The sequence below is a fragment of the Zobellella denitrificans genome (assembly GCF_002407485.1).
GTDB classification, from domain to species: domain Bacteria; phylum Pseudomonadota; class Gammaproteobacteria; order Enterobacterales; family Aeromonadaceae; genus Oceanimonas; species Oceanimonas denitrificans.
The window spans coordinates 3,709,794-3,728,108 of sequence record NZ_CP012621.1; the positions used below are offsets into that span (position 1 = coordinate 3,709,794).

Consider the following 18,315-nt stretch of genomic DNA (forward strand, 5'->3'; position numbering starts at 1 on the left):
ATCCAGATTCCGCCATGACTCGTGTGCTTTTTGTCTGCCACAGCAATGCCGTCTGCTCTCCTATCGCCGAGGCCCTGCTCAGGCACCTTGCCGCCGACCGCTACGAGGTGACGAGCGCGGGCCTCCAGCCCTCTGATATAGAGCCCAATGCGCTGGCCGCCCTGCACCGGCTTGGCGTGAACACCGAGGGGCTCCATAGCAAAGGGCTGGACAGGGTTGCCGACCAGTATTTCGACATTGTGATCAGCCTGTGCGAACAGGTCGAGCAGGCCGCCCAGGCGGTGCCGGCGGCGCGCTTCATGGCCTGGCACTTCGAAGACACCTCCTGCTGCTCCCAGCCCGAGGCCACCAAGGTGGCCCACGAAATCTACGAGCGCATCAAGCTGCTGGTGCTGGTGCAGGATCGCCAGGAGAAGCCCCTGTGGTAGCCGAGCGCCTCCCCCTCTCCCTGTTCAAGGCCTTGTCGGACGATACCCGGCTGCAGCTGGTGCTGATGATCATGGCCGAGCAGGAGATGTGCGTGTGCGAAATGACCCACGCCCTGAACGAGAGCCAGCCCAAGATCTCCCGCCACCTGGCGCTGCTGCGTCAGAGCGGCCTGCTGGCGGACCGGCGCGAGGGGCAGTGGGTCTACTACCGGCTGTCGCCGGTGCTGGACGCGGGCGCCCTGGCCATTTTGCGGCACACCTTCGACCACTATCAGGACTACATCGCCCCGGCCCGCGCCCGGCTGGCGCACATGGGCAACAGGCCCGAACGCCAGCGGCTGTGCTGCTGAGACCGCTGACAACCTTCGTATTACTCCCTCATGCGGGCGGGCCGCCCGCGCCCCAAGAGCCGGCGCTGCCTAAGCCCCTATCGGTGCCGCTGTAGGTGCCGCTTTAGCAGCCTTGCTCTTCGTGGTAGCGCCAGGCGTCCGGCATCGACTTGCGGATATGGGCCAGCAGCGCCCCCACCTTGCGCGGCTGGCGGCCGAAGGAATACAGCAGCCCCACCGGCCATGACGGCAGCCGCCAGTCGGGCAGGCAGCGTTCCAGCTTGCCCGGATGGGCCGCCATGTACCCCTCGGCGAACTGCACCGGCAGTATGCCGATGCCCTGGCCGCGGGTGATGGCGTCCAGCTGCAACACCAGGTTGTCCACCATCAGGCGGGAAGGAGAAGGCTGGAACAGGTATTCGCCCTCGGCCTCGTGCCGCAGCGCCAGCCCTTCGCCCGCCTCGCCCAGCCAGTCGACCCAGGCGTGGGCCGGCAGCTCGCGGGGATGGTCCGGCAGGCCACGGGCGGCGATGTAGCCCGGGCTGGCGTAAAGGCCACAAGGCCAGAAGCTCAGCACCTCGTGGCGCAGGCCGCATTCCGGATCCTTGCCCACCCACAGCCAGATCTCCCCCTGGCCTTCGCCCGGCGCCGGCGGCCGGGTCACCGTATGCAGCGAGATGCGCATGCCCGGGTAGGCGGCGAGAAAGCACTCCAGCGCCTGGGGAAACCAGCCCCGGCAGCAGCAGCTGTGCACCCGCACCACCAGCTCGCCGCTCACCTCCTCGCGCAGATCGTCCATCGCCTGCCGGCTCTGTTCGGCCAGCCGCAGTATCTGCCGGCTGTACTGTTCGAACAGCAATCCGGCCTCGGTGGCCTGCAGCCGGTTGCCCTGGCGGTTGAGCAGGGGCTGGCCCAGCCGCTCCTCCAGCTGGCTCAGCCGCCGGCTCAGGGTGGACTTGGGCATGCCCAGTTGCCGGGCGGCCTCGGTCAGGCTGCCGCAGGCCATGACGGCGGTAAACCCTTCTAGTTCCAGCAAGTCGTGCATGGGGAATGCGTTTATCGGTGACAGGTGGCCGGCAGTCTACCACCCGCCAATGAGAATCGTTAGTATTAACAGCCTTAAGCGCCGATGCATCCCACCCGTTCAACTAAATGGAACGGCATGTTCCAGCCGCCACTCTCCTATTCGGGCGAGGTTTGTCACTATAATCGCACTCGATTTTGATAACCATTCGCATTAAATAAAAGGAGAGATTCCATGCCCCTGCCCTGTCCCGGTCGCCTGGCCTGTGCCGTTTCCGCCGCCCTGCTCGGCACCGCCCTGCCGATCCAGGCCCAGCAAACCCAGGTATTCGATACCGTGGTGGTCAGCGCCTCGGGGTTCGAGCAGGACGTGACGGACGCGCCGGCCAGCATCAGCGTGATCACCGCCGAGGAGATAGCGAAGAAGTCGTTCCGGGATCTGACCGATGCCCTGCGCGGCGTGCCCGGCGTGACCATCACCGGCGGTGGCGCCAGCCAGGACATCAGCATCCGCGGCCTGGGGGCCAAGTACACCCTGATCCTGGTGGACGGCAAGCGCCAGGGCAGCCGCCAGACCCGCCCCAACAGCGACGGCCCCGGCATAGAGCAGGGCTGGATACCGCCGCTGGACAGGATTGAGCGGATCGAGGTGGTGCGCGGTCCCATGTCGTCCCTCTACGGCTCCGACGCCATGGGCGGGGTGATCAACATCATCACCAAGAAGGTGGGCGAGCGCTGGGGCGGCTCGGTCCGCCTGGAAAACAGCTTCCGCAACCGGGGCTATGCGGGCGATGCCCAGCAGGCCAGCGCCGCCGTCTCCGGCCCGCTGATCGAGGGCCTGCTGGGCGTGCAGCTTGCCGGCAAGGCGGCCCGCCGCGACGAGGATGACCGGGTCGGCTACTACCCCAGACAGGAGATGAACAGCGCCAGCCTGCGGCTCGACCTGACCCCCACCGACACCCAGGATATCCGCCTGGATCTCGGCCACAGCACCCAGAGCCGTACCGCCACCCCGGGCAAGAGCGCCGAGGCCGGCGCCGACCTCTCCGATGCCGACTATGCCCGCACCCAGTACGCGCTGTCCCACGAGGGCCGCTGGCGCTTGGGCACCAGCCAGCTGAGCTACAGCCACGAGCAGGCGGAAAACGAAACCCGCGAGATGGAAATCGAGAACCGGGTGGTGGACGCCAGCCTGCTGTTGCCCCTGGGCAGCCACCTGGTCACCCTGGGCGGCCAATACTTCGAAGAAGCGTTGAGCGATACGGGCAACCAGTTCAACCCCAGCGTGAGCGAGCTCGAACGCTGGCGCGGCGCCCTCTTCATCGAGGACGAATGGCAACTGACCGACCGCTTCGCCCTCACCGGCGGCGCCCGCTTCAACCGCGATCAGAACTACGGCAACGAAGTCACCCCGCGCCTCTACGGCGTGTGGCGCCTGCACGACAACTGGACCCTGAAGGGCGGCGTGTCCACCGGCTTCAGCGCGCCGGGCCTGCGGGAAGTCACCCCCGAATGGGGCCAGATCACCGGCAAAGGCTCGGGCGTGATCCTGGGCAACCCGGACCTCAAGCCGGAGAAGACCCTGAACGAGGAGCTGTCGCTGATCTACCAGGGCGAGAATGGCGTCGAAGGCTCGCTGACCTTGTTCAACACCGACTTTGAAGACAAGATCCTGATCTACGACATCTGCCGCGACAACAACTGCACCACCCCGTCCGGCGCCTCCTACACCTTTATCCAGGAGCGGAGAAACGTTGACAAGGCCCGCATCCAGGGCGCCGAACTCGGCCTGAAGCTGCCCCTGAACGAGGCGCTGCGCCTGTCCGGCAGCTACAGCTTCACCGACTCGGAGCAGCGCAGCGGCGCCAACCAGGGCGATCCCCTGAACGACACTCCCCGCCACCAGGCCTCCGCCACCCTCGACTGGGACGCCACCGGACAGCTCAACCTGTGGACCACCCTGAGCTACAAGGGCTCCGAATTCGAAATCGATCGCGGCGGCGCCGCCGGCGAGAAGTTCGCGGCCTACAAGACCCTGGACCTGGGCGGCAACTACCTGGTCAACGACGCCACCACCCTGCTGTTCGGCATCTACAACCTGACCGACACCGACATCAGCGAAGAAAGGCACAACCGGGTGCTGGACGGCCGTACCTACTGGGTGGGGCTGGACGTAAAATTCTGATCCTTCCTGACGCTTGCCTGCCGGGGCCCTCTGCCGAGGGCCTTTTTCATTTCCGCCTTTCTCGCCCGGCCAGGAACCGGCCTGATCAGTCGCCGGCCAGGGCCCGGCCGAGCAGCAGCTCCAGGTCGCAGCCCGGCGCCAGGGTGCCGAAGGTCAGGCCGCCTTCCCCCAGCCGGCTGTCGATAAAGGCCCGGGCCACGCCCTCGGGCGCGCCCCGGGCCAGGATGGCGCCCTGCCACAGCAGCGCCAGCCGCTCGGTGACATGGCGGGCCAACTCCGGCGCCGGATGCTTCAGCAGCGGCTCCAGCGCCCGCCAGGTCCGGCCCAGGCGGGGAAAGGCCGCCAACACCGGGGTCAGTTCGCCGCGCAGCGCCGCCAGGGCATCGGGATTGCTATCCAGCACCCGCAGCACGTCCAGCGCCTGGATATTGCCCGAGCCCTCCCAGATGGCGTTGATCGGCGCCTCCCGGTACAGCCGGGCGGTGATGAAGTCCTCCATGGCGCCGTTGCCGCCCAGGCACTCCATGGCCTCGGCCGCGTGCTGGGGGGTGCGCTTGCATACCCAGTACTTGCCGATGGCCGTGCCCAGGCGCACCAGGGCCGCCTCGCCCGGCACCGTGCTGTCGTCCAGCGCCCGCGCCAGCCGCAGCCCCAATGCCAGGCTGCCCTCCACCTCCAGCTGCAGGTCCGCCAGCACCCGGCGCATCAGCGGCTGGCGGATCAGCCGCTCGCCGAAGGCCTTGCGGTGGCGGGCATGGTGCACCGCCTGCACCACCGCCTGCCGCTGGCCCGCCGCCGAGCCCAGGATGCAGTCGAAGCGGGTGAGCGCCACCATCTCGATGATGGTGTGCACGCCACGGCCCTCCTCCCCCAGCAGCCAGCCTTTCGCCCCCGCCAGGGCCACCTCGGCGGAGGCGTTGGATCGGTTGCCCATCTTGTCCTTCAGCCGCTGCAGCTCCAGGCCGTTGCGCCCGCCCTGCCACCAGCGCGGCACCAGGAAGCAGCCGAGCCCGGCCGGCGCCTGGGCCAGCACCAGGAAGGCGTCGGACATGGGCGCCGACATAAACCACTTGTGGCCGCGCAGCAGGTAGCTGCCGTCCCGCTGCGGCTCGGCCCGGCTGGTGTTGGCGCGCAGGTCCGAGCCGCCCTGGCGCTCGGTCATGGCCATGCCCAGGGTCAGGCCCGGCTTGCGCTCGGGGGGCTTGTCGTCGCCGTCGTAGGCCAGGGCCAGCACCTTGCCCAGCCAGTCGGGACGGTAGCGCTGCAGCACCGGCACGGCGGCGAAGGTCATGGTCAGCGGGCAGCAGTGGCCGGCCTCCACCTGGCTGTGCAGGTAATAGCGCGCCGCCCGGGCCACCTGGGCGCCGGTGCCGGGCTCGCGCCAGGGGGCCGCGTGCAGGCCCGCCTCCAGGGCGTGGCGCATCAGCTGGTGGTAGGCCGGGTGGTAGCTCACCCTGTCCTGCCGCCGACCCTGCCGGTCCAGGCCGTGCAGCACCGGCGGCCAGCGGTTGGCGGCAAAGCCGGCGGCGATGATGTCGGGACGGGTGATCCAGCGGCCGTACTGCTCCAGCCCGGGCCGGGCCCAGGCGGCGCCTTCGCGCATCACCCCCTCCACCAGCGCCTGGTCCAGGGTGAAGGCATCCTGGTCGACGAAATCGGGAGTCTGGTTGTCCATGGCGGCCTCCTCGCTCAGCCTGTTCAGCCCCAGTATAGAAGGTGAGGCACCCGACCAACCTCCTCCAACCCCAGAGCACCACATGGTTAAAAATCAAGCTTTCTGGCGTGTGCGCCTTGCCGGTGGAGCGCAGGCGGCCCGCCTGCCTTCGCGCGTAGCGCGAACCCTCGGGCTGGCATAGCACACAACAGGTTCAAAAAGACTCAAGGCAGAACAGGCATCGCGGGTTGGGTGTGCCTTCGTCCATCTCGGTGCCATCATCATGCGGGCGGGCCGCCCGCGCCCCAAGGTGACGCGCAACACCCAAGCCATGGCGACAGCCCACGCACCAGGAATCGTCACTGCCCAGGTTTTAGGCTATATAGTGCTCGAGACAAAGCCTGTCGGGAAAGGAAAACGATGGGCCGATTTTTCCATCTCAACGGGCAACTTTGTCAAAGAACCGGATTTGTGAAACATTGACAAACTCTGGTGACATTTAAGTGTTTGAATAGCCGAACATCACCCATCCACCATGGTCCAACACCACCGGTGTTTACCCGGGATCCGCACAATATGAAGAGAACCACCCTGCTCTGGCTGGGCCTGCCCCTGCTGGCTGTCGCCCTCGGCGCTTATGTGTTTTCCGACCGCCTGTTCGGCGGCAAGGCCGCTTCGGCCCCGGTCACGGTGGCGGTACTGCAGGGCGAGCTGGTCGACCAGGTGACCGCCACCGGCGTGCTCCAGCCCAGCGACTACGTGGACGTGGGCGCCCAGGTCTCGGGCCAGCTCAAGGTGATCCACGTGGAAGTGGGCGACAAGGTCCGCGCCGGCGACCTGCTGGCGGAGATAGACCCCACCGTCTACCTGGCCCAGGTGGACGCCAGCCGCGCCCAGCTGCGCAACCAGCGGGCCCAGCTCAAGGACCGGGAAGCCCAGCTCACCCTGGCCCGCCTCCAGCACCGGCGCCAGCAGAACCTGATGGCGGAAAACGCCACCTCCCGCGAGGCGCTGCAGACCGCCGAGGCCGGCCTGCGCTCGGCGGAGGCCCAGATAGAGGCGCTCAAGGCCCAGATCAGCCAGACCGAGTCCAGCCTGCGCGCCGACGAGGCCAACCTGGACTACGCCCGCATCTATGCCCCCATGGACGGCACCGTGGTGAGCATAGAGGCGCGCCAGGGCCAGGCCCTGAACGCCACCCAGCAGGCGCCGACCCTGATGCGCATCGCCGACCTGGCCACCATGACGGTGCAGGCCAGGGTATCCGAGGCCGACGTGGGCAAGCTCGGCCCCGGGATGAAGGTGTACTTCACCACCCTGGGCGAGCCCAGCCGGCGCTGGTACAGCACCTTGCGCAAGGTGGAGCCGAGCCCGGTGGTGGAGAACAACGTGGTGCTCTACAACGCCCTGTTCGACATCGACAACCCCCAGGGCCGGCTGATGTCCCAGATGACCACCCAGGTGTTCTTCGTGCTGGCCGAGGCCGAGGACGTGCTGCTGGTGCCCATGTCGGCGCTGACCTTTCCGGACCGGCGCGACCGCAGCCAGGCCGAGGTGCGAGTGCTCACTGCGGCGGGAATCCTGGAAACCAGAAGGGTCGAGGTGGGCGTGAGCAACCGCATCCAGGCCGAGATCCGCGACGGCCTGGCCCTGAATGAGCAGGTGGTGCTGAACGTGGCGCCAGCCACGGCGGACAGTCGCTCCGGCGGCGGCATAAGGATGCGTTTCTGATGAACACGCCACTGATCTCCCTCCATGGCATCACCAAGCAGTACGGCAGCGGCGAACTGGCCACCCGGGTGCTGCACGGCATCGATCTGGTCATCCACCGGGGCGAGTTCGTCGCCATCATGGGCAGCTCCGGCTCGGGCAAGTCGACCCTGATGCATATCCTCGGCTGCCTGGACCAGCCCAGCGGCGGCGAGTACCGGCTGATGGGCCGGGACGTCGCCAGCCTGAGCGGCGACGAGCTGGCGGCGCTTCGCCGGGACACCTTCGGCTTCGTGTTCCAGAGCTACCACCTGCTGGGCGGCCTGAGCGCCCGCGAAAACGTTGAGGTGCCGGCCCTCTACTCGGGCCTGCCCCGCGCCGAGCGCCATGCCCGGGCGGAGCAACTGCTCACTACCCTGGGGCTGGAAAACCGCCTGAAAAACCGGCCCAGCCAGCTTTCCGGCGGCCAGCAGCAGCGGGTGTCCATCGCCCGGGCCCTGATGAACGGCGGCGACATCATCCTCGCCGACGAGCCCACCGGCGCGCTCGACAGCCACAGCGGCGCCGAGGTGATGGCCCTGCTCACCGGCCTGGCCCGCCAGGGCCACACCGTGATACTGATCACCCACGACCCCAAGGTGGCGGCCCAGGCCGACCGCATCATCGAGATCAGCGACGGCCGCATCATCGCCGATCCGGGCCCGGCCCAGGGGCGGCGGGAGCATGCGCCCCCCGCCCGTTCCCGCGCCGGCAGTTCGCTTGCCACCGAACTGCTGGAGGCGGTGCGCACCGCCTTTCGTTCCCTGCGCAGCAACCTGTTCCGTGCCGCCCTCACCCTGCTCGGCATCGTCATCGGGGTGGCCTCGGTGATCACCATGCTGGCCATCGGCAACGGCTCCCAGCAACAGGTGGTGCAGAGCATCAGCGCCATGGGCAGCAACCTGCTGGTGGTGCGCCCCGGCGCCCCCAACCAGTGGGGCCGGCGGGGCGCCTCCACCCTGGTGGCGGAGGACATGGAGGCGATCCGGGAAGTGGCCAACGTGGCGGCGGCGGTGCCGGAGATCGGCGGCACCGCCACCCTGCGCGCCGGCAACCTGGACCACAGCCCCGAGATCAACGCCACCTCCGCCGACTTCCCCTTCGCCCGCCAGTGGGCCCTGAGCGCCGGCACCTTCTTCACCGAGGACGACGAGCAGAGCTACGCCACGGTGGCGGTGCTGGGCCAGTCGGTGGTGGACGCCCTCTTTCCGGACAGGGATCCCCTGGGCCAGTACGTCATGGTCAACAACATCCTGTTCCAGGTGATAGGGGTGATGGCGCCCAAGGGCGCCTCGCCCTGGGGCCAGGATCAGGACGACGTGGTGTTCGTGCCCTACACCACCGGCGGCCTGCGCCTGTTCGGCCAGCGCTTCCTGCGCAACCTGGTGGTGGCGGTGGACAACGTGAATCGTATCGGCGACACCGAAACCGAGATCCACCGGCTGCTGCTGGCCCGCCACGGGGTGGAGGACTTTCAGATCCGCAACATGTCCTCCATCATCGACACCGTCTCCGCCACCACCCGGACCTTTACCTGGCTGCTCGGCTCCATCGCCGCCATCTCGCTGCTGGTGGGCGGCATCGGGGTGATGAACATCATGCTGGTGAGCGTGACCGAGCGCACCCGGGAGATCGGCATCCGCATGGCCACCGGCGCCCGCACTCGCCACATACTGCAGCAGTTCCTCACCGAGGCGCTGGTGGTCTCGGCCCTGGGCGGCGCCATCGGCGTGGTGCTGGGGCTGGGCGCCGCCGCCCTGGTGGCCCGCTTCGATCTCCCCGTGTATGTCTCCCTGTCGCCGGTGCTGCTCGCCTTCGGCTGCGCCTTCGTCACCGGCCTGGTGTTCGGCTGGCTGCCGGCGCGCAAGGCGGCCCGGCTGGATCCCGTTATCGCCCTGGCTTCGGAGTAATCATGATTGCCACCCCCTTGCGTCCCCTGTCCCTGCTGTTGCTGCTGAGCCTGACCGGCTGCGCCCTGCCCGACGCCAGTGCCCCGCCGGCGCTACCCCTGGCCGGACAGTGGCTGAGCCCGGCCGAGGACGGCGCCGAGCTGGATCGCCAGTGGTGGCGGGGCTTTGGCTCGCCCACCCTGGACGCGCTGATCGAGCAAGCCCTGGCCGAAGCACCGGATCTGCGCATCGCCGCCGAACGCATCGCCCAGGCGGAGGCCCAGCTCACCGCCGCCGGCGCCTCGCTCTTCCCCAGCCTCAACGCCAGCGCCGCCAGCAACCGTACCTGGTCGGACCCGGGCGACGTGGGCGAGCGCAGCAGCCTGGGGCTGACCCTGGGCTACGAGCTGGATCTCTGGGGCAAGAACCGGGCCGAACGGCTGGCCGCCGACGCCGGCCTCGACGCCAGCCGCCACGACTACGAGAGCGCCCGCCTGACCCTCACCGCCGCCGTGGCCAGCGCCTGGTTCCAGTGGCTGGCCACCGGGGAGCGCATCCGCATCAACGAGCACAACCTGGCCCTGGCCCGGGACAACCTGGCGATAGTGGACGCCAAGTACCGTTACGGCGCCGCCGCCCTGAGCGACCTGCGCCGCCAGCGCACCCTGGTGCTGAGCCAGGAGGCGGCCCTGCTGCCGCTGCGGGAACAGGCCCGCCAGAGCCGTTCGGCACTGGCCATACTGCTGGGCCGCACGCCCCAGTCGTTCGAACTCGGCGCCGGCGCGCTGATGGCGCTGGCGGTGCCGGCGGTCGGCCCCGGCCTGCCGTCGGAGCTGCTGAGCCGCCGCCCCGATCTGGCCAGCGCCGAAGCCGCGCTGCTGGCGGCCGACGCCAACCTGGCGGCGGCCCGCGCCGCCCTGCTGCCTGCCATCAGCCTCACCGGCAGCGGTGGCCTGGCAAGCAATGCCCTGCTGTCGCTGGCGGATCCCACCCGCACCCTGAGCCTGGGGGCCTCGCTCGGCCAGGTGCTGTTCGACGGTGGCCGGCTGCGCGCCCAGGTACGGCTGAACGAGTCCCGCCGGCGGGAGCTGGCCGAGAATTACCGCAAGGCCGCCCTCACCGCCCTGAAGGAGGTGGAAGACGCCCTCGGCAACGCCGCCCTGTACCGGGACCAGGAAGCCCAGCAGCAGTTGATCGTCGACGAAGCCCGGGAAACCCTGCGCCTGGTCGAGGCCCGCTACCGGGAAGGCGCCGACGAGCTGCTGGCCCTGCTCGATGCCCAGCGCACCCTGTTCAGCGCCGAAGAACAACTGGCCGGCCTGCGCCAGAACCGGCTGGACGGCGCCCTCAACCTGTTCAAGGCCCTCGGCGGCGGCTGGCAGGCCGGCTGAGCGCAGCTCCCCGGCCCCGGCGCCGGGGTTCACAACCCTACCTCCTCCAGCCCCCTGGCGCGCTTTCCTCTTCCTTAGCCCAGAGCACCACATGGTTTAAAAATCAGGCAGCCGGGCACTGAACCTCCGCCGTTTGCAGGCTGGCACCTTGCTGCTGGAGCGCGGGCGGCCGGTCAGGCGTCGAAAACAGACGCAATACTTATTGATAACCATTTGCATTTATCTTTGCATTTAATTATCTTGCTGGGCGCCGATAGGGCCCCACACCATCGGCGACAGTGACGAACAGAACCAGGCACAAGGCCTCAGAGAGGGCGGAGCACAAGGAAAACACCATGACGGACACAATTCAGCACGGGACCACCCGGGCCGCGGCGGCGGATCCGACGACAGCGTCCCCCACCGACTTTCTCTTCAACCACCGCAATCTCGCCCACTACCGGGACAGCCTGCACAGCGGCATCGAACTGGTGCAGCGGAAAACCGCCGGCGCCGGCCGCCCCTTCACCGGCATACTGCCCCGGGAGCTGGCGCCCGACTTCGCCGGCATCGATCTGGACCAGGCTCTGTCCGGCACCGAGGCGGCGCTGGCGGAGCTGGAACGGCTCTACCTCGACGATGCCGTTTACTTCCACCACCCCCGCTACGTGGCGCACCTGAACTGCCCGGTGGTGGTGCCGGCGCTGCTGGCGGAGCAGATACTGACGGCAGTCAACTCCTCCCTCGACACCTGGGATCAGAGCGTGGGCGGCACCCTGATCGAGCAGAAGCTGATCGACTGGACCCTGGGCAAGATAGGGCTCGGCCCCGAGGCCGACGGCATCTTCACCAGCGGCGGCACCCAGTCCAACCTGATGGCGCTGCTGCTGGCCCGGGACAGCCACTGCGCCCGCAAGCAGCAGGGGCACGACAACAAGCTCCACGGCCTGCCGGACAATGCCGGCAAGTTCCGCATCTTCACCTCCGCCGCCAGCCACTTCAGCGTGCAGAAGTCGGCGGCCATCCTCGGCCTGGGCTATCAGGCGGTGGTGTCCATCCCCTGCGATGCCGACTTCCGCATGGATACCCTGGAGCTGGAGCGGGAGATCAACGCCTGCCTGGCCGGGGGCTTGATCCCCATCGCCGTGGTGGCCACCGCCGGCACCACCGACTTCGGCAGCCTGGATCCGCTGGAGGACATCGCCGCCATCTGCCGCAGCTACGATCTCTGGCTGCACGCCGACGCCGCCTACGGTTGCGGCCTGCTGGTATCGTCCCGCCACCGGCAGTTGCTCAAGGGCATCGAATACGCCGACTCGGTCACCGTGGACTACCACAAGTCCTTCTTCCAGCCGGTGAGCTGCGGCGCCTTCTTCGTCAAGGACAAGCGCCAGCTGGCGGTGGTGACCCACCACGCCGACTACCTCAACCCCCTGAGCCAGCTGCGCGAGGGCACCCCCAACCTGGTCAACAAGAGTATCCAGACCACCCGCCGCTTCGACGCGCTCAAGCTCTGGCTGACCCTGCGCACCATGGGCGCGGCGCGGCTCGGCGAGGCCTTCGACCAGCTGCTGGCCCTGACCCGGGACGCCCACCGCCTGCTGGCCCGGCGCCCGGGATTCGAGCTGCTGCACAAGCCCACCCTGAGCACCCTGGTGTTCCGCTATGTGCCGGCCGGGGCGGACCCGGACCAGCTCGACCGGATCAACGCCGAGATCCGCAAGGCCATCTTCCGCTCCGGCGAGGCGGTGATCGCCGCCACCAAGGTCGAGGGGCGCCAGTACCTCAAGCTGACCCTGCTCAACCCGGCCACCACCCTGGCGGACATCGACGCCGTCGCCACCCTGATCGCGCACCACGGCGAGGCCTTGGCCCAGCCGGAACCCTGCCAGCCCCGGCTGGCCACGGAGATCCCCGCATGAACGACAGCATCCACGACTTTGCCGCCATCGGCATAGGCCCCTTCAACCTGGGCCTGGCCTGCCTGACCGCCCCCATAGCAGGGCTCAAGGGTATTTTCCTGGATCAGAAACCGGGCTTCGACTGGCATCCCGGCATGCTGCTGGAAGACGCCACCCTGCAGACCCCCTTTATGGCGGATCTGGTGACCCTGGCGGATCCCACCAGCCCCTTCAGCTTCCTCAACTACATCAAGGAGCAGGGCCGGATCTATTCCTTCTATATCCGGGAGAACTTCTTCCTGCTGCGCAACGAGTACAACCAGTACTGCCAGTGGGCGGTGAGCCGGCTGCCCAACCTGCGCTTCAACACCCGGGTCGAGCATATCGAGTACCTGGAGCCGCAGCGGTGCTACCGCATCCGGGCGACCGATCGCCAGAGCGGCGACGCCCTCAGCTTCCTGGCGCGCAAGCTGGTGCTCGGCACCGGCACCCGGCCCTACCTGCCCGAGTGCTGCCGCGAGGTGGAGGGCCCCGTCATCCACTCCGCCCACTACCTGCAAAACAAGGCGGAGCTGCAGCAGCGGGAGGCGATCACCGTGGTCGGCAGCGGCCAGAGCGCGGCCGAGATCTTCCGCGACCTGCTGCAGGACATCGACGGCCGCGGCTACCAGCTGAGCTGGATCACCCGCTCGCCCCGCTTCTTCCCCCTGGAGTACACCAAGCTCACCCTGGAGATGACCTCGCCGGAATACGTGGACTATTTCCACGCCCTACCGCCGCACCAGCGGGACAGCCTGCTGCAGAGCCAGAAGGGGCTGTACAAGGGCATCAACGCCAGCCTGATCGACGACATCTACGATCTGCTCTACCAGAAGCGGCTGCTCGCCGACATCCGGGTGCAGCTGCACACCAACTCCGAGCTGAAGGCGGTCACCCCGGTGGACGGCGACCTGGCGCTGACGCTGCGCCAAACCGAGCAGGGCGTCGACTACCGTCACCGCACCCAGGCGCTGGTGCTGGCCACCGGCTACCGGCCCTGCCTGCCCGAATTTGTGCAGGGCATCGCCAGGCGCATCCGCTGGGACGGGTGCGGTCGTTTCGACGTGGCCCGCAACTACAGCATCGACCACGGCGGCAATCAGATCTTCGTGCAGAATGCCGAGTCCCATACCCACGGCCTGGTGACCCCGGATCTGGGCATGGCCTGCTACCGCAATTCCTGGCTGATCCGCGAACTGACCGGCCAGGAGCATTATCCGGTGGAAAGGCGCATCGCCTTCCAGCAGTTTGCCGCCCCCACGGCGGCGGTGCCCGAGCGGGAAGCGATCACCCTATGAAACTCAAACCCGCGCTGATCGCCATCACCCTGCTGGCGGTGGTGTTCGACACTATGCTGCTGCCCTTTTATCCCCAGTTCTTCGAAGGCGCCTACGGGGAGCGCAGCCCGCACCATGTGGGCTTCTATATCGGGGCCATCTGCCTGACGGTGATGCTGGCCTTTCCGGTCTGGGCCCGGGTGGCGAAGAAGATCGCCGTGCTCAAGCTGCTGGTGTACACCCAGCTGGTGGCCGGCACCCTGGGCATCTGGTGCTATTTCGCCGAAACCCTGGCCGGCTTCTGGGTGCTGTCGCTGACCATGCTGGTGTTCAAGGCCAGCTACCTGCTGATCTACCCCTACGTGATGAGCCTGGAGCACCGGGACAAACACGGCGGCACCATCGGCCTGCTGTCGGTGATAGTGCACCTGGGCAGCATCGCCGGCGCCGTGCTGGGCGGCACCGTGCTGCAGTTTATGGCGCCCCGGGACCTGTTCCTGGTGATGCCCCTGGGGGACTTCATCCAGGTCGGCATCTGCCTGCTGTTGCTGAGCCAGGGCCGTCATCTGGAAGCGGCAAAGGCCGCCCCGGCGGAAGACGCCCCCAGCACCCCCAAGGTGCCCGGGCTGGTGCTGCGCCTCGGCCTCATCATGCTGGTGTTCTACTTCAGCGCCTTCCTGGTACGCCCCTTCTTCTCCCGCTACTGGGAGGCGGTGTCGGGCCTGACCAGCCCCATGGTGTCGGGGGCGGTGTACGCCATCCCCGGGCTGGTGGCCTTCGTCGCGCTCTGGGTCAATCACCGCACCGGCAAGGGCCAGGACTGCAGCCATGGCGCCATCGTCTCGGCCATCGCCCTGGGCCTGGCCGGGTTGCTGCTGCAGGCCGCCCCCCAGCCGGCGGTGGTGCTGGCCGGCCGCGTGCTGTACGGCTGGGCGCTGTTCCAGGCCATGGTGCGGCTGGACCTGCTGTTGTTCCGCTTCAGCACCCCGGCCGACTATGCCACCGACTTCAGCAAGGTGCATTTCTGCCAGAACCTGGGGGTACTGCTGTCGTCCTTCGCCGCCGGCAGCCTGGTGGTGGCCCAGGGCCTGACGGTGACCTTCTTCGCCGCCGCCCTCGGCTTCCTGGCCAGCATGGCGCTCTATTCACTCACCCTGAGGACGGCCACCCGCGCCGCCCCCGCCGCGGTGGCCACGCCCTGATTCCGCCCCGCCAAGAGGAGACATCATGACCGACATTCGCTTTCGCAAGAGGGTGCCCGGCCTGGGCGAACTGGCCCTGCGCCCGCTCGACCCGCAGCAGGACACGGCCCTGCTCCACGACTGGCTGAGCCGGGACTACGCCCGCTTCTGGGGCATGCAGGACCACACCCCGGAGCAGGTTGCGGCCTTCTACCGGGAGATGGACGCCTGCGACCACGCCGAAGCCCTGCTGGGGCTGCACGACGGCCGCCCCGCCTTCCTGGTGGAATGCTACGATCCCCGCCATGACCGCATCGGCCAGCACTACCCGGTGGCACCCGGGGACCACGGCATGCACGTGCTGGTGGCCCCGGCCGAACGGCCGATCCGCGGTTTCACCTGGCAGGTGTTCCGCACCATCATGGACTTCCTGTTCAGCCAGCCCGAAGTACAGCGGGTGGTGGTCGAGCCGGACGTGCGCAACGACAAGATCCATGCCCTGAACCGGCGCGCCGGCTTCGTCTACCAGCGGCAGATACCGCTGCCGGAAAAGACGGCCCATCTCGCCTTCTGTACCCGTGACCAATACCACTCCGCCCTGATCGAGGACTGATCCCATGACCGCACAACCCTTCTTTTCCCCGGCCCAGGCCGTGGTCCACCTGCAACCCGAGCGCTGGGCCAGGGTCAACCGCCTGCACCTGCGCAAGGCGCTGAGCGAATTCTCCCACGAGCGCCTGCTCGCCCCCGAGTGGCGGCGCGACCGGGACGGCTGGGGCCACTACCGGCTGGCCGCCGACGAGGGCGAGGTGGAATACCGCTTCCGCGCCCGGCTGCTGAGCCTGGAACACTGGGACATCGACGCCGAGTCCATCGAAAAACGGGTGGCGGGCGCGCCCGCCCCCCTCGACTCGCTCAGCTTCATCGCCGAGTTCCAGCACCGGCTCGGCATTGCGGACGCCATGCTGCCCACCTACATGGAAGAGATCACCAGCACCCTGTACGGCAGCGCCTACAAGCACGCCAAGGGCGGCCCGCTGGTGGCCGAACTGCTCGAGGCCGACTTCCAGCAGGTGGAGGCGGCGATGATGGAGGGCCACCCCGCCTTCGTCGCCAACAACGGCCGCATCGGCTTCGACGGCAACGACTACGCCGCCTACGCCCCCGAGGCCGCGTCGCCGGTGAGCCTGATCTGGATAGGAGTGCACAAGAGTCGGGCCCGGTTCGCCTGCCTCGACGAGCTCAGCTACGAGCAGCTGCTGCGCCGGGAGTTCGACCCCGACACCCTGGCCGCCTTCGACGAGCGCCTGGCGGCCCAGGTGGAGCATGCCGCCGACTACCTGCTGATGCCGGTTCATCCCTGGCAGTGGCACAACAAGGTAGTCAGCATCTTCTCCCCCGACATCGCCGCCCGCCATATCGTCTACCTGGGTACTGGGCCGGACGCTTACCAGGCCCAGCAGTCGATCCGCACCTTCTTCAACCTGAGCCGGCCCGACCGGCACTATGTGAAGATGGCCCTGTCCATCCTCAACATGGGCTTTATGCGCGGCCTGTCGCCCTATTACATGAGCGCCACCCCGGCCATCAACCAGTGGCTGCACGCCCTGCTCGCCGCCGATCCCTACTTCGCCGCCAAGGGCTTCACCATGCTGCGGGAGGTGGCCTCCATCGGCTATCGCCACTCCCACTACGACCAGGCGGTGAAACAGGACAGTCCCTACAAGAAGATGCTCTCCGCGCTCTGGCGCGAAAGCCCGCTGCCCCAGGCCGGCCCGGGGCAGCGGCTGATGACCATGGCGGCGCTGTTGCATGTGGATCAAGAAGGGCGGGCCCTGCTGCCGGCCTTGATCGAAGCCTCGGGGCTGGACGGCGACGACTGGCTGCGCCGCTACCTGGACTGCTACCTGAGCCCGCTGCTGCACGCCTTCTACACCTATGATCTGGCCTTCATGCCCCACGGCGAGAACCTGATCCTGGTGCTCGACGGCCAGGTACCGGTCAAGGCGATCATGAAGGACATCGCCGAGGAGATAGCGGTGCTCGACCCCGAGGCGACGCTACCGGAAGGGGTACGGCGCATCGCGGTGTCGGTGCCCGACGAGCTCAAGCTGCTGTCGATCTTCACCGACGTGTTCGACGGCATCTTCCGCTACCTCAACCAGATACTGGTGGCCCACGCCGGCTATCCGGAGCAGCGCTTCTGGGAGCTGGTGGCCGACTGCGCGCGCGCCTACCAGCAGGCCCATCCGCACCTGGCGGAGAAGTTCGCCCGCTACGACCTGTTCGCGCCCGAGTTCCTCCACTCCTGCCTGAACCGGCTCCAGCTCGGCAACAACCAGCAGATGATCAACCTGGCCGACCCCGCCCAGAACCTCAAGTTCGCCGGCAACCTGGCCAACCCCATCGCCCCCTTCCGCCCCTGAGGCGCCTCCCGGCCGCGGCATTGCGCCGCGACCATCATCACACACGCTCCTCTCGATGCGCTCGTCCGCCGGCTAGCGGCATCCCGCCAGGGGGATCAGCAGCGGGCAGCCTGCCTGGGGATGGGGCCGGATGTCGCAGTGCAGGCCGAAGATGGCGTCGACCAGTGCGGGGGTGGCGGTCTCGGCCGGCGAGCCTTCGGCGACCAGCCGGCCCTGCTTCATGTAGATAAGGTGGTCGGCAAACTCGAAGGCCTGGTTCAGATCGTGCAGCACCAGCACCAGGGTCTTGCCCTGCTCCCGGTTCAGCCGCCGGAGCAGGTTGAGCAGCTCGTACTGGTGGCTGAGATCCAGGTAGCTGGTCGGCTCGTCCAGCATCAGGATGTCGGTCTGCTGGGCCAGCACCATGGCCAGCCAGGCCCGCTGCCGCTGTCCGCCGGAGAGGGCGGCAAGGCGGCGCTCCGCCAGGGGCGCCATGTCCGTCTGCCGCAGCGCCTCGGCCACCGCCCCATGGTCCGCCGGGGCCGGCGGCAACAGGGGACGGCGGTAGGGGTAACGCCCCATCATCACCAGCTCCGCCACCGTCAGGGTATCGGGCGCGGCGGGATGCTGGGGCAAAAACGCCAGCCGGCGGGCCAGCCGGCGCCCCGGAATGGCGGCGAGCTTCTCTTGCCCGATCCGGATGCGCCCTTCCCGGGCGGGCTGCAACCCGGCCAGGGTCTTGAGCAGGGTCGACTTGCCGCAACCGTTGGCCCCCAGCAGCACCGTGATGCGGCCCGCCGGTATCGCCACGTTCTGCCGCTCGATCAGCGGCTGGCCACGGTAGCCGACGCTCAGACCCTCGGCCCTGATGGCATCCTCGTTCAT

14 protein-coding genes are annotated in these 18,315 nt (G+C 68.2%); 11 read left to right on the forward strand and 3 right to left on the reverse strand.

Annotation, left to right across the window (positions count from 1 at the left end; genetic code table 11):
- The first annotated feature begins 14 nt into the window (after positions 1–14).
- Both AN401_RS17485 and AN401_RS17490 read left to right on the forward strand, forming a co-directional pair.
- The gene (locus AN401_RS17485; protein WP_094040679.1) at positions 15–428 is read left to right on the forward strand and encodes an arsenate reductase/protein-tyrosine-phosphatase family protein; all 414 of its coding nucleotides are present in this window, start codon (positions 15–17) and stop codon (positions 426–428) included.
- A complete protein-coding gene (locus tag AN401_RS17490; protein WP_096780054.1) occupies positions 422–778 on the forward strand; it encodes a metalloregulator ArsR/SmtB family transcription factor in 357 nt (118 codons plus the stop codon). The genes AN401_RS17485 and AN401_RS17490 overlap by 7 nt, the downstream gene beginning before the upstream one ends.
- 103 nt (positions 779–881) lie before the next feature.
- Here the strand turns inward: AN401_RS17490 and AN401_RS17495 are convergent, their stop codons facing one another.
- Entirely contained in the window at positions 882–1,802 is a 921-nt protein-coding gene (locus AN401_RS17495; RefSeq protein WP_094040677.1) for a LysR family transcriptional regulator, read from the reverse strand.
- Between the two features lie 213 nt (positions 1,803–2,015).
- Between AN401_RS17495 and AN401_RS17500 the strand changes: the two genes are divergently transcribed.
- Positions 2,016–3,965, forward strand: a complete 1,950-nt coding sequence (locus AN401_RS17500) for a TonB-dependent receptor domain-containing protein (RefSeq protein WP_096780055.1) — start codon at positions 2,016–2,018, stop codon at positions 3,963–3,965.
- 85 nt (positions 3,966–4,050) lie between these two features.
- Here AN401_RS17500 and AN401_RS17505 read toward each other — a convergent pair whose 3' ends face one another.
- Complete coding sequence (locus AN401_RS17505) at positions 4,051–5,640, reverse strand: acyl-CoA dehydrogenase family protein (protein WP_096780056.1); 1,590 nt, start codon at positions 5,638–5,640, stop codon at positions 4,051–4,053.
- 555 nt (positions 5,641–6,195) lie between these two features.
- Between AN401_RS17505 and AN401_RS17510 the strand changes: the two genes are divergently transcribed.
- From AN401_RS17510 to AN401_RS17545, 8 genes are all read left to right on the forward strand, one after another.
- The gene (locus tag AN401_RS17510; protein ID WP_096780057.1) at positions 6,196–7,350 is read left to right on the forward strand and encodes an efflux RND transporter periplasmic adaptor subunit; all 1,155 of its coding nucleotides are present in this window, start codon (positions 6,196–6,198) and stop codon (positions 7,348–7,350) included.
- Positions 7,350–9,278 carry a MacB family efflux pump subunit gene (locus AN401_RS17515; RefSeq protein ID WP_096780058.1) on the forward strand — a complete coding sequence of 643 codons (1,929 nt, stop codon included), beginning with the start codon at positions 7,350–7,352 and terminating at the stop codon, positions 9,276–9,278. The genes AN401_RS17510 and AN401_RS17515 overlap by 1 nt, the downstream gene beginning before the upstream one ends.
- A 2-nt stretch (positions 9,279–9,280) precedes the next feature.
- The gene (locus tag AN401_RS17520; RefSeq protein WP_096780059.1) at positions 9,281–10,648 is read left to right on the forward strand and encodes an efflux transporter outer membrane subunit; all 1,368 of its coding nucleotides are present in this window, start codon (positions 9,281–9,283) and stop codon (positions 10,646–10,648) included.
- A 335-nt stretch (positions 10,649–10,983) separates the two neighbouring features.
- Complete coding sequence (locus AN401_RS17525) at positions 10,984–12,549, forward strand: pyridoxal phosphate-dependent decarboxylase family protein (RefSeq protein ID WP_096780060.1); 1,566 nt, start codon at positions 10,984–10,986, stop codon at positions 12,547–12,549.
- On the forward strand, positions 12,546–13,865 hold the full coding sequence (locus tag AN401_RS17530; RefSeq protein WP_096780061.1) for a lysine N(6)-hydroxylase/L-ornithine N(5)-oxygenase family protein: 1,320 nt from the start codon (positions 12,546–12,548) through the stop codon (positions 13,863–13,865). Before AN401_RS17525 ends, AN401_RS17530 begins: the two co-directional genes overlap by 4 nt.
- On the forward strand, positions 13,862–15,046 hold the full coding sequence (locus AN401_RS17535) for an MFS transporter (protein WP_096780062.1): 1,185 nt from the start codon (positions 13,862–13,864) through the stop codon (positions 15,044–15,046). The genes AN401_RS17530 and AN401_RS17535 overlap by 4 nt, the downstream gene beginning before the upstream one ends.
- Positions 15,047–15,071: 25 nt before the next feature.
- Positions 15,072–15,638 carry a GNAT family N-acetyltransferase gene (locus AN401_RS17540; RefSeq protein ID WP_094039601.1) on the forward strand — a complete coding sequence of 189 codons (567 nt, stop codon included), beginning with the start codon at positions 15,072–15,074 and terminating at the stop codon, positions 15,636–15,638.
- Positions 15,639–15,642: 4 nt separating this feature from the next.
- A complete protein-coding gene (locus AN401_RS17545; RefSeq protein WP_096780063.1) occupies positions 15,643–17,451 on the forward strand; it encodes an IucA/IucC family protein in 1,809 nt (602 codons plus the stop codon).
- A gap of 72 nt (positions 17,452–17,523) precedes the next feature.
- Here the strand turns inward: AN401_RS17545 and AN401_RS17550 are convergent, their stop codons facing one another.
- A complete protein-coding gene (locus AN401_RS17550; RefSeq protein ID WP_094039599.1) occupies positions 17,524–18,315 on the reverse strand; it encodes an ABC transporter ATP-binding protein in 792 nt (263 codons plus the stop codon).

Bases quoted from the DNA above. Each gene is read 5' to 3' on its own strand.
- AN401_RS17530 (WP_096780061.1), top strand. From the start codon at position 12,546: ATGAACGACAGCATCCACGACTTTGCCGCCATCGGCATAGGCCCCTTC.
- AN401_RS17525 (WP_096780060.1), top strand. From the start codon at position 10,984: ATGACGGACACAATTCAGCACGGGACCACCCGGGCCGCGGCGGCGGAT.
- AN401_RS17495 (WP_094040677.1), bottom strand. From the start codon at position 1,802: ATGCACGACTTGCTGGAACTAGAAGGGTTTACCGCCGTCATGGCCTGC.
- AN401_RS17540 (WP_094039601.1), top strand. From the start codon at position 15,072: ATGACCGACATTCGCTTTCGCAAGAGGGTGCCCGGCCTGGGCGAACTG.
- AN401_RS17545 (WP_096780063.1), top strand. From the start codon at position 15,643: ATGACCGCACAACCCTTCTTTTCCCCGGCCCAGGCCGTGGTCCACCTG.
- AN401_RS17500 (WP_096780055.1), top strand. From the start codon at position 2,016: ATGCCCCTGCCCTGTCCCGGTCGCCTGGCCTGTGCCGTTTCCGCCGCC.
- AN401_RS17535 (WP_096780062.1), top strand. From the start codon at position 13,862: ATGAAACTCAAACCCGCGCTGATCGCCATCACCCTGCTGGCGGTGGTG.
- AN401_RS17515 (WP_096780058.1), top strand. From the start codon at position 7,350: ATGAACACGCCACTGATCTCCCTCCATGGCATCACCAAGCAGTACGGC.
- AN401_RS17550 (WP_094039599.1), bottom strand. From the start codon at position 18,315: ATGAACGAGGATGCCATCAGGGCCGAGGGTCTGAGCGTCGGCTACCGT.
- AN401_RS17505 (WP_096780056.1), bottom strand. From the start codon at position 5,640: ATGGACAACCAGACTCCCGATTTCGTCGACCAGGATGCCTTCACCCTG.
- AN401_RS17520 (WP_096780059.1), top strand. From the start codon at position 9,281: ATGATTGCCACCCCCTTGCGTCCCCTGTCCCTGCTGTTGCTGCTGAGC.
- AN401_RS17485 (WP_094040679.1), top strand. From the start codon at position 15: ATGACTCGTGTGCTTTTTGTCTGCCACAGCAATGCCGTCTGCTCTCCT.
- AN401_RS17510 (WP_096780057.1), top strand. From the start codon at position 6,196: ATGAAGAGAACCACCCTGCTCTGGCTGGGCCTGCCCCTGCTGGCTGTC.